14 protein-coding genes and 1 pseudogene are annotated in these 15,473 nt (G+C 61.4%); 3 read left to right on the forward strand and 12 right to left on the reverse strand.

The features are described from left to right. Positions 1 to 107: 107 nt before the first annotated feature. Genes ACKUG4_RS13250 through ACKUG4_RS13275 form a run of 6 tightly spaced genes read right to left on the reverse strand, consistent with a single transcriptional unit; the run spans position 108 to position 6,830 of the window. Positions 108 to 1,442: a DUF58 domain-containing protein gene (locus ACKUG4_RS13250; protein ID WP_064599036.1), complete on the reverse strand. Its 1,335-nt coding sequence runs from the start codon at positions 1,440 to 1,442 to the stop codon at positions 108 to 110. Then, positions 1,439 to 2,440 carry an AAA family ATPase gene (locus ACKUG4_RS13255; protein WP_445434170.1) on the reverse strand — a complete coding sequence of 334 codons (1,002 nt, stop codon included), beginning with the start codon at positions 2,438 to 2,440 and terminating at the stop codon, positions 1,439 to 1,441. Before ACKUG4_RS13255 ends, ACKUG4_RS13250 begins: the two co-directional genes overlap by 4 nt. Beyond that, positions 2,437 to 3,603 (reverse strand): DUF4350 domain-containing protein, encoded by a 1,167-nt coding sequence (locus ACKUG4_RS13260; protein ID WP_445434171.1) that lies wholly within the window; start codon positions 3,601 to 3,603, stop codon positions 2,437 to 2,439. The genes ACKUG4_RS13255 and ACKUG4_RS13260 overlap by 4 nt, the downstream gene beginning before the upstream one ends. Beyond that, entirely contained in the window at positions 3,600 to 5,144 is a 1,545-nt protein-coding gene (locus ACKUG4_RS13265) for a DUF4129 domain-containing protein (protein WP_445434172.1), read from the reverse strand. The genes ACKUG4_RS13260 and ACKUG4_RS13265 overlap by 4 nt, the downstream gene beginning before the upstream one ends. Beyond that, positions 5,131 to 6,108 (reverse strand): stage II sporulation protein M, encoded by a 978-nt coding sequence (locus ACKUG4_RS13270; protein WP_445434173.1) that lies wholly within the window; start codon positions 6,106 to 6,108, stop codon positions 5,131 to 5,133. Before ACKUG4_RS13270 ends, ACKUG4_RS13265 begins: the two co-directional genes overlap by 14 nt. Then, positions 6,105 to 6,830, reverse strand: a complete 726-nt coding sequence (locus ACKUG4_RS13275) for an RDD family protein (RefSeq protein ID WP_445434174.1) — start codon at positions 6,828 to 6,830, stop codon at positions 6,105 to 6,107. The genes ACKUG4_RS13270 and ACKUG4_RS13275 overlap by 4 nt, the downstream gene beginning before the upstream one ends. 180 nt (positions 6,831 to 7,010) lie before the next feature. Between ACKUG4_RS13275 and sbcB the strand changes: the two genes are divergently transcribed. Then, the gene (gene sbcB, locus ACKUG4_RS13280; RefSeq protein WP_445434175.1) at positions 7,011 to 8,441 is read left to right on the forward strand and encodes an exodeoxyribonuclease I; all 1,431 of its coding nucleotides are present in this window, start codon (positions 7,011 to 7,013) and stop codon (positions 8,439 to 8,441) included. A 100-nt stretch (positions 8,442 to 8,541) separates the two neighbouring features. On the opposite strand, the gene mvaT is transcribed toward sbcB, so the two are convergent. After that, the gene (gene mvaT, locus ACKUG4_RS13285; RefSeq protein WP_007951234.1) at positions 8,542 to 8,919 is read right to left on the reverse strand and encodes a histone-like nucleoid-structuring protein MvaT; all 378 of its coding nucleotides are present in this window, start codon (positions 8,917 to 8,919) and stop codon (positions 8,542 to 8,544) included. A gap of 339 nt (positions 8,920 to 9,258) precedes the next feature. On the opposite strand from mvaT, the gene purU reads away from it, so the two are divergent. Together purU and ACKUG4_RS13295 are read left to right on the forward strand one after the other, a co-directional pair. Continuing rightward, complete coding sequence (gene purU, locus ACKUG4_RS13290; RefSeq protein ID WP_011335666.1) at positions 9,259 to 10,107, forward strand: formyltetrahydrofolate deformylase; 849 nt, start codon at positions 9,259 to 9,261, stop codon at positions 10,105 to 10,107. A 58-nt stretch (positions 10,108 to 10,165) separates the two neighbouring features. Beyond that, positions 10,166 to 10,342, forward strand: a complete 177-nt coding sequence (locus ACKUG4_RS13295; RefSeq protein WP_007951232.1) for a hypothetical protein — start codon at positions 10,166 to 10,168, stop codon at positions 10,340 to 10,342. Here the strand turns inward: ACKUG4_RS13295 and gpgF are convergent. From gpgF to ACKUG4_RS13320, 5 genes and pseudogenes are all read right to left on the reverse strand, one after another. Further along, a complete protein-coding gene (gene gpgF / locus ACKUG4_RS13300) occupies positions 10,326 to 11,324 on the reverse strand; it encodes a glucosaminyl phosphatidylglycerol flippase (RefSeq protein WP_236190296.1) in 999 nt (332 codons plus the stop codon). The two genes, ACKUG4_RS13295 and gpgF, sit on opposite strands and share 17 nt — an antisense overlap. Further along, positions 11,321 to 12,097: an N-acetylglucosaminyl phosphatidylglycerol deacetylase gene (gene gpgD / locus ACKUG4_RS13305; protein WP_445434176.1), complete on the reverse strand. Its 777-nt coding sequence runs from the start codon at positions 12,095 to 12,097 to the stop codon at positions 11,321 to 11,323. The genes gpgF and gpgD overlap by 4 nt, the downstream gene beginning before the upstream one ends. Continuing rightward, entirely contained in the window at positions 12,090 to 13,202 is a 1,113-nt protein-coding gene (gene gpgS / locus ACKUG4_RS13310; RefSeq protein WP_445434177.1) for an N-acetylglucosaminyl phosphatidylglycerol synthase, read from the reverse strand. Before gpgS ends, gpgD begins: the two co-directional genes overlap by 8 nt. Before the next feature lie 302 nt (positions 13,203 to 13,504). Beyond that, positions 13,505 to 14,269: a methyl-accepting chemotaxis protein gene (locus tag ACKUG4_RS13315; RefSeq protein WP_371855245.1), complete on the reverse strand. Its 765-nt coding sequence runs from the start codon at positions 14,267 to 14,269 to the stop codon at positions 13,505 to 13,507. Between the two features lie 93 nt (positions 14,270 to 14,362). Further along, positions 14,363 to 15,394: pseudogene (locus ACKUG4_RS13320) on the reverse strand (HAMP domain-containing protein); the annotation flags it as partial. Positions 15,395 to 15,473 lie beyond the last annotated feature (79 nt).

Here is a 15,473-nt window from a genome sequence, read left to right on the forward strand (position 1 = left end):
TGCATCAGCTTGTGATGCTCCTCGGGTGAACTGAGCCAGCTTATTGTTTAGAGCTTTTGATTTTTCGTAGTTTTAATCTGGCCTTCCCGTGTGAATTTCACAATGTGTTAGCAGAGTGCTCCAGATTTTTTCCAGCTCAGATACCGCGAAATTACGTCTGTACTCAATTCACTTGGGGGGGCATCTATCACTTGCACTCCTTGGGCACTCAATTTTTCATGGAGCACCGATCGGGCGTTCAGGTAATCCACTGTTGCGCAGTATTCAAGCGCTTGCTCAATCGTTTGCACCTGCGAATGCCGTCTATCTTCAAGCGTGCTTTCACGCAGGCTGGCCACGAGTACTTGATGCTGTTGGCTTAATTGTCTGACGGCGTTCAGCAATTCCTCATCATCCTTATCCCGCACATTCGTCACCAACACCACCAGCGCCCGACGCTTCTGCCTCGCCAGCAACTGATTTACCGCCGCCGGATAATCCGCCGAACGCCGCGTGCTATCCAGGTCATAAACACCGTTGAGCAACACCTTGAGCTGCCCCGCACCTTTGACCGGTGCAATGAACCGCGGCTGATCGCTGGCGAAGGTGGACAAGCCCACCGCATCCCCCTGTCGCAAGGCCACATAACTCAACAGCAGACACGCATTCAGTGCATGGTCGAAGTGCGACAGCTCCCCATCCTGACTGCGCATCTGTCGCCCGCAATCGAGCATGAAAATGATCTGTTGATCGCGCTCGTCTTCGTACTCCCGGGCAATCGGTGTGCGGTGGCGGGCGGTGGCTTTCCAGTCGATCTGACGCAGGCTGTCGCCTTCGCGAAATTCCCTGAGCTGATGGAATTCCATTCCCAGGCCACGACGCTGGCGCTGACGCACGCCGAGCTGGCTGAGCCAGTTGTCGACCGCCAGCAACTGGCCGCCGTAGAGGCGGGCGAAGTCGGGGTAGACGCGGGTGTGGTCGGTGATGGTCAGCAGGCGTTTGCCGGACCACAGGCCGAAGGGGCTCGGCAGGTTGAGTTCGCAGGTTTCGAAGGTGTAGTGGCCGCGTTTGAGCGGGCGCAGGCGATAGCCGATCAGGCTGCGCTGGCCGGGTTGCAGCTCGGTGGAGAGCGGCAGGTTTTCGTAGCCGAGGCTGTCGGGTACGTGGTCGAAGATTTGAATGGCCAGTGGCTGGTCGAGCTCGTGTTCGACTTCCAGCCGGATATCGCTCCAGCGACCGAGGGCCAGGCTGCCGGGCACCTGTCGTTGCACGCGGGGCGAGGGCAGACGCTTGAGACGCAGCGCGTCCAGCAGGCTCAGCGCAAACAGCGCCAGCAACAAACCCCAGTTGATCGACAACAGGCTCGATGGCACTTCCACATCCAGCGCCTGCAACGCGCCCAGCACAATGCCGATGGCCAGCAGGATCGCCAGCCAGATCAACAGCAGGCGCGAGGGTTTCACAGGCGCGGCGCCGGGATCTGGTCAAGCAGTTGCTGAAGGACTTGATCGACTTGCAGGCCTTCGATGTCCAGCTCTGGCGCGAGGCGTACCCGGTGACGCAACACCGCCAGTGCGCAACTCTTGATGTCGTCGGGAATCACGAATTCACCACCGCGCAGCAAGGCCCGGGCGCGGGCGCAACGGACCAGTGCAATGGAGGCGCGTGGCCCGGCGCCTAGGCTCAGCCCCGGCCAGGTGCGGGTGCTGCGCGCCAGACGCACGGCGTAATCGAGCACCTGATCGTCCAGCGGCAAATCGCTGGCGATGCGTTGCAGGGCTTGCACGTCCTTGGCCTGCAACACCGTGCGCAGCGGTTGCACGTCGAGCATGTCGGCACGGGTCGAGCGGCTGACCTGCCGCACCATGTCCAGCTCCTGATCGGCGTCGGGGTAATCCATGCGCACCTTGAGCATGAAGCGATCGAGCTCGGCTTCGGGCAGCGGATAGGTGCCTTCCTGTTCGATCGGGTTCTGCGTGGCGAGCACCATGAATGGCTGGGCAATCGGCAGCGCGCGCCCTTCGAGGGTGACCTGACGTTCCTGCATCGCTTCGAGCAGGGCGGCTTGCGTCTTGGCCGGGGCGCGGTTGATCTCGTCGGCCAGCAGCAGGTTGGTGAACAGCGGGCCCTTGCGCAGTTTGAACTGCTCGGTTTGCAGGTCGTAGACCGCGTGGCCGGTGACGTCGCTGGGCATCAGGTCCGGGGTGAACTGAATGCGCGCGAACTCGCCGCCGAAGCATTTTGCCAGGGCGCGTACCAACAGGGTCTTGCCGAGGCCGGGAACGCCTTCGAGCAGCACGTGGCCGCCGGCGATCAGCGCGGTCAGCACATCGTCGATCACCGGGTTCTGGCCGATCAGCGCTTTCTGCAATTCGCCGCGCACGGCCTGGGCCAACTGGCTGGCGCGCTGGCGTTGCTGGGCCACGTGGCTGGGCGAACCGGGTTCGATGTGTTCGGTCATAGCGTGTTCCTCAAGGCTTGCAGTTGGGCGACCTGACGGCAGAATTCGGCGCTGGACAGGCGCCGCTTCGGTGCCGGGCTCAGGGCCTGGCTGATGGCACGGGTCGGTTGGCGGGTCAGGCGCGACAGCACCAGCCATTGTTCGGCGACATTCAGTTGGTCGAAACCGGGATGTCGATGACGGGCGCGGCGCAGAACGTCCTGCTGCAACGCTTGCAGCAAGGTCTGCTGGCCGTTGTGACGCAGGATGAAATCGGCACTGGCGCGCAGGTGTTCCATCAACTGTCGACGACCACTCGGTGCCGGCGCCTGCACCGGGCCGTGACGCACGCCGACATGCCACAGCCACAGACCGATCAAGGCAATCAGGGCCACGATGGCTTGCGGAAAATACCGCCAGAGCAGGGCCGGCAGACTGTCGTGCTCGGTGTTGAACAGCAGGGTCACAGCGGTATCGGCGCTCAAATACCAGAGCAGCCAGGCATTGTCGTGTTGCGCAATGGCCGGGGTTTTCCACAGATCGGCATCGGTGACCACGGTGATCGTGCCGAGGCCGAAAGCCAGTTGCATCATGTGCGTGGCTTTCGCGCTATTGGCCCAGGCCTGGGCGAGGTTTTTCGGGTCCTCGAGATGGAAGGCGGTGTCGAATCCGGCGTAGGCGGGTGCGTCCTCGTCTTCCAGATAGAGTTTGGTCAGATTCGGGTAGGGGTCTTCGGCGTCATCCGGTGGCGGATCCTTGAGATCCTTGCTGAAGAGTTGATGCAGTTGCACGCGGTCGAGCAGCAGGTCGTTGCTCTGGCCGGTCTTTTCATCCCAGATCGATTCGGCGACGAACACCAGCCGTCCGCCGGCCCGGGCCCAGTTCAAAACCTGATCGACCTGACGCGGGGTCATTTTCGAGCGGTCGTTGAACATCAGCAGCGTGTGCTGGCGCGGATCAATGTCGGGCAACACGGCGAGGCTTTCGGCATGACTGACGTCGATCCCGCGCTCGCGCAGAAACATCTCCGCTGCCAGATAAGGATTGGCTTGCGCAGCGGGGGACGGGCCGTGATCGACTTCGGCCTGGTACGGCGTGGCCTTGAGGTACAGATAAATGCCCAGCGCACCGAGCAGGGCGACGATCAACGCGCCGCCCAAAAGCCAGAGTGCGCGCCGGTTCAACGGGCAACTCCGTGGCCGAACAGGGACCGCCAGCCATCACACAATTCCTGTTGCAGATGCGCCGCCGGCACGCGGTTCCCGTAGGCCATGTTCTGCCAGTGACCGGTGAGGTGACGGCTATAAGTGAGCAGATCCGGGCGCTGCAACTGTTCGATCCGGGCCAGCACTTCGTTTTCGGTGTCGGCGGGTTTCAAGGTCAGGTTGAAGTCGTGCAATAGATGACTGAGCAATGCCCGGTACAGCAGACCCAGTGCCACGCGCGGCTCGGTTTGCCAGAGCTGTTCCGCGTGGCTGGCGATGTCATCTGGCAGGCTTTCCTTTTGCAGGTCCAGACCGAAGGCCTGTTGCGGCAAGGGTCTTTTGTTCGGTTCGGGCAAGCGCGGACGACGGCCGACGAACGTTTGCAGAAGATCTCGATAACGCCAGACCAGCCAGCCGAGCCCGGCGATCACCGCGCCCCACAGCACGACTTCGATCGCCTTGGCCAGGCCGTCGAGGTGTCGGCCGTCCAGCCAGCCAAGCAGGGTTTTCAACCATTGCGGTGCCTCGCCTTCCCTGGTTTTTTCGGCAGCAGCGGGATCTTCGCCGAAGCGATAACGGGTGACGGTTTCCTTGTTCTTGAACGGCGGTTGTTCGAGCAAGGCCCTGATGCTGTCGCGTGATGCCTCGCTGGTCAGTGGCTGGTTCAACAGCCGCGGTGCATCCGGAGCTGTGGCAGGCTCGGCAGCCCAGGCTGAGGGCAACCCCGGCAACAGCAGACACACCGCCAGCAGCAAGCCGATTGCGCTGCTGTTCAAACGCTGGCGCAAGCGGCGGAACACCAGTTCGATGTCCCACGCTTCGAGGACGGTGCGGCGGTTCAGATACAAGCTGAATCCGCAGGCGACATACACCGGCTCCCAGATCACCAGAATCAGCGCATAGAACGCATTGGTCAGATGCTCCAGCCAGCGCCATTCGTAGTCGGCCGCGAAGATCAGGCTTTGCCAGTCCCAATCGGTTTCGACCTGTTGCGGCAGCAGCAGGTAGAACAACACCATCAGGCCGATCCACAGCGCCGTTTCCAGATGCACACCGATGATCGTCAGCCATTGCGCGGCGCCGGCATTGCGTTGCAGCAGCACCTGTAAACGCTGTTGGCGAGCGGTGCCGTCGAGGCCTTCGAGTTGCAGCACGGGCAGCAGGAAGCTGCGGCTCAGGCTGAAGCGACGCCAGGTCAGGCTGGCGAGCAGTTGCGGCTTGAGCAGGCGCGGCCATTGGCGCAAGGCCTGTTTCAAGGTGGGTGTTTCGCCGAACAGTGCCTTGGACAGGATGTACAGCGGCAAACGCTCGTACGCCGGTTTCAGCCACCAGAAGATGAACACGGCAAGTGACGGTGAATCCCACAGCAACAGGCTGAGTATTGCGAACAGCGGCAGGGTGACGAGGGCCCAACTGGTCATCAGCAGGCGCCGGTGCTGCTGGCTCATGAGCACGCCCAGGTCCATGGCTTCCCAGGTGGTGCGCGGACGGATCGCCACGGTGGCGTCACTCAGGCGCATGGCGGGTCCTTCCGGCGAACAGCAGATAGATCGCCACGCCGAGCCAGAGCCCGGCGCCGACCAGGTATTTGGTCTGCGGCGAAACCCCGGTGCGCGACGACCAGTAGGCTTCGATAAACGCGGCGATCAACAGAAACAGCATCACGCCGCAGATCAGCCGGATGCTCTGGCGCGCCGCAATCTGCAGGGCCTCGATTCGTGTCAGGCGTCCCGGCGCGATTAACGCCCAACCCAGTTTTAATCCTGCCGCGCCGGCCAGAGCAATGGCGCTGAGTTCGAACGCACCGTGCCCGATCACGAATGACCAGAAGGTCCGGCCGAAGCCGATTTCACTTAGGTGCCCGGCCACCGCGCCGATGATCAACCCGTTGTAGAGCAGGAAAAACGCACTGCCCACTCCCAGCAGCAAACCGCTGGCGAAGGTCTGAAAGGCGATGCCGATGTTGTGCATGATGTAGTAGCCGAACATCACCCAGTCTTCGCTCGCCGCGCGTTCGGCCGAACGCCCGAGATGGCCGGCGGCGGGGTCGTACATGCTCTGCATCTCGCGCACCTGCTCGGCCGGGATCAGGTTGTAGATCAATTCGGGACTCAGATACACCAGCACCCCGAAACCGATCAGGCTGCCGAAGAACAGCAGGGCGGCGGCCAGCACGAAGCGCCATTCGGCGCGCACCAATTGTGGAAAACCGGCCAGGATGAAACCCAGCACGTTAGCGCCGAGCTGGCTGCGATGACGGTAGAGCTGTTGATGGCCGCGCAGTACTTGCTGTTGCAGGGAGTCGACGAGAAAACTGCTGTAGCCACGGTCCTGCGCCAGGGCCAGATGCTGGCAGAGTCGCCGATAAGCCTTGGGAAATTCTGCCACCTGCGAAGTGTCCTTGCCGCGTTCAAGTCGTTCGAGGGCGAGGCTGAAACGCTCCCATTCGGTCTTGTGGCGGGATTCGAAAAGGCTTTGCTTCATGTCGGCCCCAACAGGCCGCGAGCGATGCCGTTGAGTTCACCGACTGCTTTCGGCGCACTGATGTGCAGCGGCTGGGCCAGCAAGGCAGCGAGTTCGTTGACCCGCGCCGTCGACAGTTCGCCCTGGCGCTCGGCGAAGGCGAGCAGGGCGCGTTGTTCAGTCAGGGTCAGCGGGATCGGCGAACGACGGGGTTCGGCATCGGGCAAGTGCGGACGCTTGAGAGGGCGTTCGCTGTAGATCACCAGCGTGCCGGCCGCGATGTCGCCGAGGCGTTTGAAGGTCGGGTGTTGCAGGCAACTGATCGCACCGAGGAAATAGCCGAACGGCATCAGGTCGACAAAACGCAGCAGGTTGCGCAGCAGGGAAGCCGACCAGCCGACCGGCGTGCCATCATCGTGCACCACTCGCAAGCCCATCCATTGCTTGCCCGGCGAACGGCCCTGACGCAGCACTTCGAACAACACCATGTACCACCAGCTCACCACGAACAGCAGCAGTGAGCCCAGGCCGATGCCAAGCTTGCCGAGCAGCGCCAGCAACATGAGCAGCAGGCTCAGGATCAGCCCGCGCAACCCCAGATCAATGGTGAACGCCACGGCGCGCACCATCAGGCCGGCGGGACGCAGCGGCAGGTCGATGCCTTCCGGCGTTTCGACCTGGTGCCGCGTGTCCAGTGGCGGGGCCAGCGGTGCTTTCCTTGGCGGTGCTGTGGTCTCGAGCATGGGCTACCTGATGTTGCCGGATCGGGATGCAAGTGCGTCCGATGCTAGCAGCCTCTCGGGGGGAAACGACATAACTATGTCATACACATCCTTCAACCAAAGGTGACTGAATGATGCGGTGCTGGCCGCGACGGCGGTCGAACGCCTAGACTTTGCCGATCTTCAGTTCAGGAACCGCCCGTGACTTCCATCTTCTGGTACGACTACGAAACCACCGGCATCAATCCCCGATGCGACCGCCCGTTGCAGGTGGCCGGGATCCGCACCGACCATGAACTCAACGAAATCGATGCGCCGGTCAATCTCTACTGCCAGCCCAGCGAAGACATCTTGCCGCACCCGGCGGCGTGTGCGATCACCGGGATCACGCCGAGCCGCCTCGCCGAGCAAGGCTTGAGCGAAGCCGACTTTATGACCCGGGTCCACGCCCAACTCGCGGCTCCCGGCACTTGCGGCGCGGGGTACAACACCCTGCGCTTCGACGACGAAATGACCCGCTACAGCCTGTACCGCAACTTTTTCGATCCCTACGCCCGTGAATGGCAGGGCGGCAACAGTCGCTGGGACTTGATCGATGTGGTGCGCGCCGCCTACGCATTGCGCCCCGATGGCCTGGTCTGGCCGACCGATGATGAAGGCCGGGTGACGCTCAAGCTCGAACGCCTGACCGCCGCCAATGGCATCGATCACGGCAATGCTCACGAAGCCTTGTCGGATGTTCGCGCCACGATTGCCCTGGCCCGGTTGATCCGCGAGAAGCAGCCGAGGCTGTATGACTGGCTGTTCCAGTTGCGCAGCAAACAGAAGGTCATGGACCAGATTCGTCTGTTGCAGCCGATAGTGCACATTTCCGGCCGCTTCTCGGCCGCGCGCAGTTATATCGGCGTGGTGCTGCCGCTGGCCTGGCACCCACGCAACAAGAACGCGTTGATCGTTTGTGATCTGCACCTGGATCCGCAGGGGCTGCTCGACCTGGATGCCGAAACTTTGCGTCAGCGCCTGTATACCCGGCGTGACGACCTGGCCGAAGGCGAGTTGCCGGTGCCGCTCAAACTCATTCACATCAACAAGTGCCCGGTGGTGGCGCCGTTGGCGGTGCTGCGTGCTGAAGATCAACAGCGTCTGGGTCTGGACATGGCGTTGTATCAGGCACGTGCCTTGCGACTAAGTGACGCACAACAAGTTTGGAAAGATAAAGTCTCGGCGATTTATGCCAGCGAAGATTTCACCTCGAGTGAAGATCCCGAACAACAGTTGTACAACGGATTTATCGGTGATCGCGATCGTCGTTTATGTGAGCAAGTGAGGGCGACCGATCCTGCTCAATTGGCGCGAGAGCAATGGCCGTTCGATGACGAACGTTTGCCTGAATTGTTGTTTCGATATCGAGCACGTAACTTTCCCGATACGTTGAATTTCGAAGAGCAAGAGCGCTGGAAAATCTTTTGTCGGCAACGCCTGTCCGAGCCGGAGTGGGGGGCGCCTAATACCTTGCAATCTTTTGCCGAGGCCATGGAGCAATGGCGGGTTAATGCTGCGCCGATGCAGGCCGAGGTGCTGGTTGAATGGCAGAACTATGTCCAGGCATTGCGCAAACGTTTGAATCTTTGAAATCGAACATGTCCGGCGCTTGAATGTCGGGCATAAAAAAACGCCAGCGTTCGCTGGCGTTTTTTGTATCACAGAAGCGCTCTGCGACAAGGGTTGCGGCTTAGCCCAGCAGGGTAGCCCAGCCTTCAACCACGTCACCGCCCCACTTGGCTTTCCACTCTTTCAGAGTTTTGTGGTTGCCACCTTTGGTTTCGATGACTTCGCCGTTGTGCGGGTTCTTGTATTGCTTAACTTTGCGAGCACGCTTGGTGCCGGTAGTTTTGGCTGCGCCGCCACGTGGAGCCTTGGTTTTGGACTCTGGATCCAGCAGCGCGATGATGTCGCGCAGGGATTTGGAATATTCGCCCATCAGTGTGCGCAGTTTGCCTTCGAATTCCAGCTCGGCTTGCAGTTTGTCGTCTTGCGACAGGTTCTTCAAACGGGCTTGCAGCTCTTTGATAGCTTCTTCGGTGGCACGATATTCGTTGATCAAGGACATGATTACTACCTTATGTGGGAGTGCGCGATGGCAGGGGACAGTGCGGCAATAATAGTCAGGCTGTTTCATCAAGTAAACATTTAACCGGGGTTTTTATTTGAATTAGTTACGTTGAAAAGCCCTGAATTGAATGTTCAGTTAAATATTGTGATGGAGTCTTCACAGATATTCACACAGCTCTGTTCAAGCATGGCTATTGCAACGCCATCATTCTGGCGTTTACGCGCGTCAAAAAAGCTGCGACGGGCTGCGGTGAGGCTCCGTGGGTCATCAATACTGCAGTTTTCCCGCGCAGTCGCTAGAATGGCCGCCTTTGCGAAGTTCTGGAGTTTCCCCCTCATGCGCACTTTTCGGTTGGTGATTTCTTGCCCGGACCGCGTTGGCATCGTTGCCAAAGTCAGTAACTTTCTGGCGGCCCACAATGGCTGGATCACTGAAGCGAGCCACCACTCGGATAACCAGGTCGGCTGGTTCTTCATGCGTCACGAAATCCGTGCCGATTCCCTGCCTTTCGGTATCGAGGTGTTGCGCGAGAAGTTTGCACCGATCGCCGAAGAGTTCTCGATGGACTGGCGCATCACCGACACCGAGCAGAAAAAACGCGTGGTGCTGATGGCCAGCCGCGAATCCCACTGCCTGGCTGATCTGCTGCACCGCTGGCACAGCGACGAGCTGGATTGCGAGATCTCCTGCGTGATTTCCAACCACGACGACCTGCGCAGCATGGTCGAGTGGCATGGCATTCCTTATTACCACGTGCCGGTCAATCCGCAGGACAAGCAACCGGCCTTCGATGAAGTGTCGCGTCTGGTCAAGCAGCACGACGCCGAAGTGGTGGTGCTGGCGCGCTACATGCAGATCCTGCCGCCGGACATGTGCCGAGAATACGCGCACAAGGTCATCAACATTCACCACAGCTTCCTGCCGTCGTTCGTCGGTGCCAAGCCGTACCATCAGGCTTCGATGCGCGGCGTGAAGCTGATCGGTGCGACCTGCCACTACGTGACCGAAGAGCTGGATGCCGGCCCGATCATCGAGCAGGACGTGGTGCGTGTCAGCCACAGCGACAGTATCGAAGACATGGTGCGTTTCGGCCGTGACGTCGAGAAGATGGTGCTGGCCCGTGGCCTGCGTTATCACCTGGAAGACCGCGTGCTGGTGCACGGCAACAAGACCGTGGTGTTCTGATTCAGGTTCGCTCCCACGCAGAGCGTGGGAGCGATCCATGTACCGTGAGGAATGACCGATGAGCGATCCACTGGACAAAGCCACTTCCAAGGCACCCGCCACCCTGGGCGAAGGCTGCCTGAGTCGTTATGACCCGGATGACCTGAGCCCGGAGGACGGCACGGAGTTTCCCGGTGCTGCCGAACTGTGGGAACAGCTCAAGGACGAAGAGGATGACCTCAAGAAGCCTGTCTGACGCTCAGCAGCTTTTTCAGCAACGGCCGGCCCAGCATCAATAGAAACACCGGGCCACCCACCAGCAGATAGAAGTAATACGTCACCACCCGCCAGATCAGGATCGCCGCCGCCGCGGTGGACTTGCCGACCATCGGCGCCAGCAGCGCCGCCGAGGTCAATTCCGCTGCACCGGCACCGCCCGGCAACAGGCTGAATTGCCCCGCTCCCAGCGAAAGCATCTGGATCAGAAAGGTCCAGGCCCACTGCACATCCGTCCCCAGCCCGCGCAACGCCAGATACAGCACGCTGTATCGCAGCGACCAATGCACGCAGGTCAGGACGAACACCTTGATCAATGTCGCCCAGGGCAACTTCAGCGCATCGGTGAAAGCTGCCAGAAAGTGCAGTAACTGCCGCGCCCAGCGCCGTCGAGTTCGCGGTTCGATGTTCATCCCGGCCAGCAGTCGTCCGCTCAAGCGGATCAAACGGCGGTGATAGCGCGCGACCAATATGCAGCTCAGCAAGCCCCCGGACAATGACACGGCGCTGACAATCAGCAGCCATTCCATACGATCGCTCAGATGCTGGAACAGCGCGTAGATCAGAATTCCGCTCAGGGCGCAGAGAAAAAACAGCAGATCGCTCAACTGATCCATCGCAAACACGGCGCTGCCCCGGGCCGGGCGCACGCCGCTGCGCGCCAGTAGCGCCATGATCGTCAACGGCCCTCCGCTGCCGCCGGGCGTGGCGCACCAGGCGAATTCGGCCGCCATCACCACCCCGAGGCTTTTCACGGGCGTGACCCGGTCTCGCTGATCGCCGAGCAGCAGCCGCAGGCGCAGGGTGTTGATGCCCCAGCACAGCAGCACCATGGCGAACATGATCAACAGCCAATTCAGCGGGAAAGCCTGCAGGCGCTCCCAGGTCTCGCCGCCGCCGAGCAGGACAGGAACCGCCACGGCCACCAGCAGGCCGATCAGCAGCAGAATGCCGCGACTCAAGCGGCACGCTCGGCTTGAGTGCGCTGGCGTGTCAGCCAGTCGATTTTGGTCATGGGCACGCGTCCGTCCGCCAGCAGTCGTTCAAGGGTGCGCCACCAGTAATCCCGGGAAAAGCGGTGACGCATGTCCACCGGGTGCAAGCCTAGACGAATCACCGGCGCCTGACGCCAGCGCTGCTCTCGCTGTTCGCTGACGATCTTCGACACCCCGCGACGCCAGGCACTGCGCGCGCTCCATACCAGTCCGGGGGCCTCGACCGCCGCGAAATCCGGCAAGTGATAAAGATGCTGCGGATCGCTGGTGTAGCGCAGCGGCAATTCGCGCAGTGCCTGACGGGTGCCGGCGCTCATCAACCAGGCCGGGGCCACGAAACCGTGGAGTGGCCAGCCGTGGCGTCGAAACAGATCGATGCCCGGGCGCAGGCGGGCGAGGGCGGCTTCACGGGACAACTGATAGAACTCGCCTTCATGGGTGTAGACCCGGCGCATGAACCAGTCGCGAGCAGTACGCGGGCCGGGCTCGGTGTCCTCATGAAAGTGGCCGTGCAGCGCCAGTTCATCGCCGCGGGCGACACGCTCGTCGAGCATGCGACAGAACTCCGGGTGGGCCTCAAGGGCATCGTGGCGATGGAAGTCCGGGACCACCAGCCACGTCATCGGGACATTGCCCAACCGGTCAACGGCTTCGACAAACTCTCGATAATCGGCCCACGTGGAGGGTGCCACGTCATGCAGCACCAGCATTACCGCCGGGCGCTCGTGAGATTCAGCCATTGGCCACCCGAGGAACCGAATCGCCAAGAACCGCGTGGTAATGGCTCAGCAGGCTGTCGACCACCGTGTCCCAGGCGTAATGCCGTTCGACATGTTGGCGTGCCTGTCGACCGATTACGTCAGTCCCGCGACTGAACAGTTCGCGCACGGCATTGGCCATGGCTTGCGCATTGTTCGGCGCGCAGAGCAGGCCGCAGGATTCGCTGACGATTTCTTCGAACGCCCCGGCCGCCACCGCCACCACCGGAATGCCACAAGCCATGGCCTCCAGGATCACCAGGCCGAAGGTTTCCTGATCGCCGGCATGGATCAGCGCGTCGGCACTGGCCATCAACCGCGCGACCTGTACGGCAGGGCAGAACCGGTCGATCACGCTGACGTTGTCCGGGACGGACGCCGGCATCGACGAGCCGACCAGCAACAAGTGATAACGCGGCCCCAGGCGTTTCATGCAATCGAGCAGCACCGGCAGGTTTTTCTCCTTGGAACCGCGACCGGCAAAGATCAGCAGGCGCGTGTCCTCGGCGATCCCCAGCTCGGCGCGTAATCCAGCGTCGCGGGCATCCGGGTGGAAGGTCTGAAGGTCAACGCCCAGTGGCTGCACATATACGTTGCGTACCCCAAGCCTGCTGAGCTTGTCGGCCATGACCTGGCTGGGTGCCAGCACCCGGTCGAAATTGCCGTACAACTTGCGCACATACGCATCGACATTTGGCGTGACCCAATGGCCCATGCGGTTGCCCACCAGCAGCGGCAGGTCCGAGTGGTAGAAACCGATCACCGGCACATCCAGTTGTCGCCGTGCATCGAGCGCGGCCCAGGCGGTGAGGTACGGGTCGCCGACTTCGATCAGATCGGGTTGCAGATCCTGCAGGACGTTTCGCCAAGGGGCCAGGCGCAGGGGGAAACGATAGCCCTTGCCGAAGGGCAGGGCAGGGGCGGGAACCGTATAAACGCCGTCAGACTCACCAAAATCCGCCCCGGGGATCAGCAGGCTGTGGCGGATGCCGGGCTTGACCCCCAGCCGACGGTGCTTGGCATCCAGATAGGTGCGCACGCCGCCGCTGGCCGGGGCGTAGAACATGGTGATGTCAGCGATATGCACGGTGAACGTCCCTCCGCAGTGATCTCCCTTGGTTGACCTTTATCAAGAATAGATGTTCGGTCGGGGTTTCGCGGTGGGGGGGGCGGCAGGGGGATTTGTGCTGGGGTTGAGGGCGTCAGGCCCTCACCCTAACCCTCTCCCAGGGGGAGAGGGGACTGACCGAGGTGTTTGGTCGTGATACATCGACCTGAAAGTTTCGCGCCGAGCTCAGGACCTGAAAACCCTGAAGATCTGCTCCCTTTCCCCCTCGCCCCCTTGGGGGAGAGGGTTGGGGGTGAGGGGGTAGGCTTTTGATCTTGATCTTAGATCCGGAAACTACCCACCAACTGCTTCAGTCTCGAAGCCTGCTGCTCCAGATCCGAGCAGGCACGCAACGTCGCCTGCAAGTTCTCGACACCTTCCTGGTTCAGCGTATTGATCTCGGTGATATCCACGTTGATCGACTCGACCACGGCAGTCTGTTCCTCGGTCGCGGTCGCCACCGACTGGTTCATCCCGTCGATTTCACCAATGCGCTGGGTCACGCTGTTCAGGCGCTCGCCCGCGAGGTTGGCGATGTCCACGCTGTCCTGGCTGTGTCGCTGGCTGTCGCTCATGGTGCTGACGGATTCGCGGGCGCCGACTTGCAGCTCCTCGATCATGGTCTGTACCTGTTGCGCCGATTCCTGGGTGCGGTGGGCGAGATTGCGCACCTCGTCCGCCACCACCGCAAATCCGCGACCGGCTTCCCCGGCACGCGCTGCTTCGATGGCCGCGTTGAGCGCCAGCAGGTTGGTCTGCTGGGAAATGCTGGTGATCACTTCCAGGATCTGGCCGATGTTCACGGTCTTGCTGTTCAGCGATTCGATATTGCTGCTGGATGCGCTGAGCATGCTCGACAGTTGATTCATCGCCTTGATGCTGCGCTCCACCACTTGCTGGCCGTCTTCAGCCAGGCCACGGGCGTCGCTGGCCTGGGTCGAGGCTTGTGCGGCGTTGCGGGCGATTTCCTGGGCGGCGGCACCGAGCTGGTTGATCGCCGCAGCCACGCTGTTGGTACGCGAGGCTTGCTGGTCGGAGTTGTACATCGACGAGTTCGAGGCGGCGACTACCCGCAGGGCGACTTCGTTGACCTGGCCGGTGGCCGACGACACTTCGCGGATCGAGCCGTGGATACGTTCGACGAAACGGTTGAACGCCGTGCCGAGCACGCCGAATTCGTCCTGGTTCTGGATGGTCAGGCGCTTGGTCAGGTCGCCTTCGCCGTCGGCGATGTCTTCCATGGCGCGGGTCATGACATGCAGCGGCTGGATCAGAATGCGGATCAGCATTCCGAGCAGGGCGATGATGATCGCCACCGCAATCACGGTGGCGATCACCGCCGAGGTGCGGAATTCGCTGAGCATCGAGAAGGCTTTGTCTTTGTCCACCGACAGGCCGATGTACCAGTTCACCGACGGCAGGCCTTTGATCGGGGTGAAGTTGACGATGCGGGTCTTGCCGTCGACGGTGACTTCAGTGAAGTCGCTGCTGATGCGCGGGGTGTCCTGCGGATAGGCTTCCTTCAAGGACTTCATCACCAGGGCCTTGTCCGGGTGCACCAGGATCTTGCCGTCGGCGCTGACCAGGAACGCGTAGCCCATGCCGGAGAAGTCCCGGGCGCTGAGGGTGTTGATCAGGGTTTGCAGGCTCAGATCGCCGCCCACCACGCCCACGCTCTGGCCGGCCTTTTTCGCGGCGGTGGCGATGGAAATGATGGTCTGGCCGGTGGCGGCGTCGATGTACGGTTCGGTCAGGGTCGAGGTGCTGCTGCTTTCCGCACCTTTATACCAAGGGCGAACGCGCGGATCGAAACCGTCCGGCATCTTCGCATCCGGGCGGATGGTGAAGTGCCCGGTGGCGTCGCCGAGGTAGGACGCCATGAAGGTCGACGTCAGGGCTTTCTGTTCCAGCAGGCTGGCGACGGCGGCAGGCTCGGGGTTGATCGCAATGTTCTGTGCCGCGTTCTCGATCAGCAGGATGCGCCCGCTGAGCCAGGTCTGAATGTTGTCGGCTGTGACCTCGCCCATCTCGTTGAGGTAATTGTCCAGGTCCTCGCGGATCGCATTGCGTTGCAACCAGTCGTTGTACAGCGTGAACGAGGCGAAGGCGGCAATGACGATGAGGGCGGCGGCAAGCAAAATTTTATGGCTGAAACGCAGATTTTTGTTCATGGCTTGGGGTTCCGCTAAGGTCTTATTATTCAGGGCGTGCTTCTATAGATGCTCGCTAGGTGGGCTTGATGAGTACAAG

The sequence above is a fragment of the Candidatus Pseudomonas auctus genome, assembly GCF_048654275.1.
GTDB classification, from domain to species: Bacteria; Pseudomonadota; Gammaproteobacteria; order Pseudomonadales; family Pseudomonadaceae; genus Aquipseudomonas; species Aquipseudomonas pharyngis.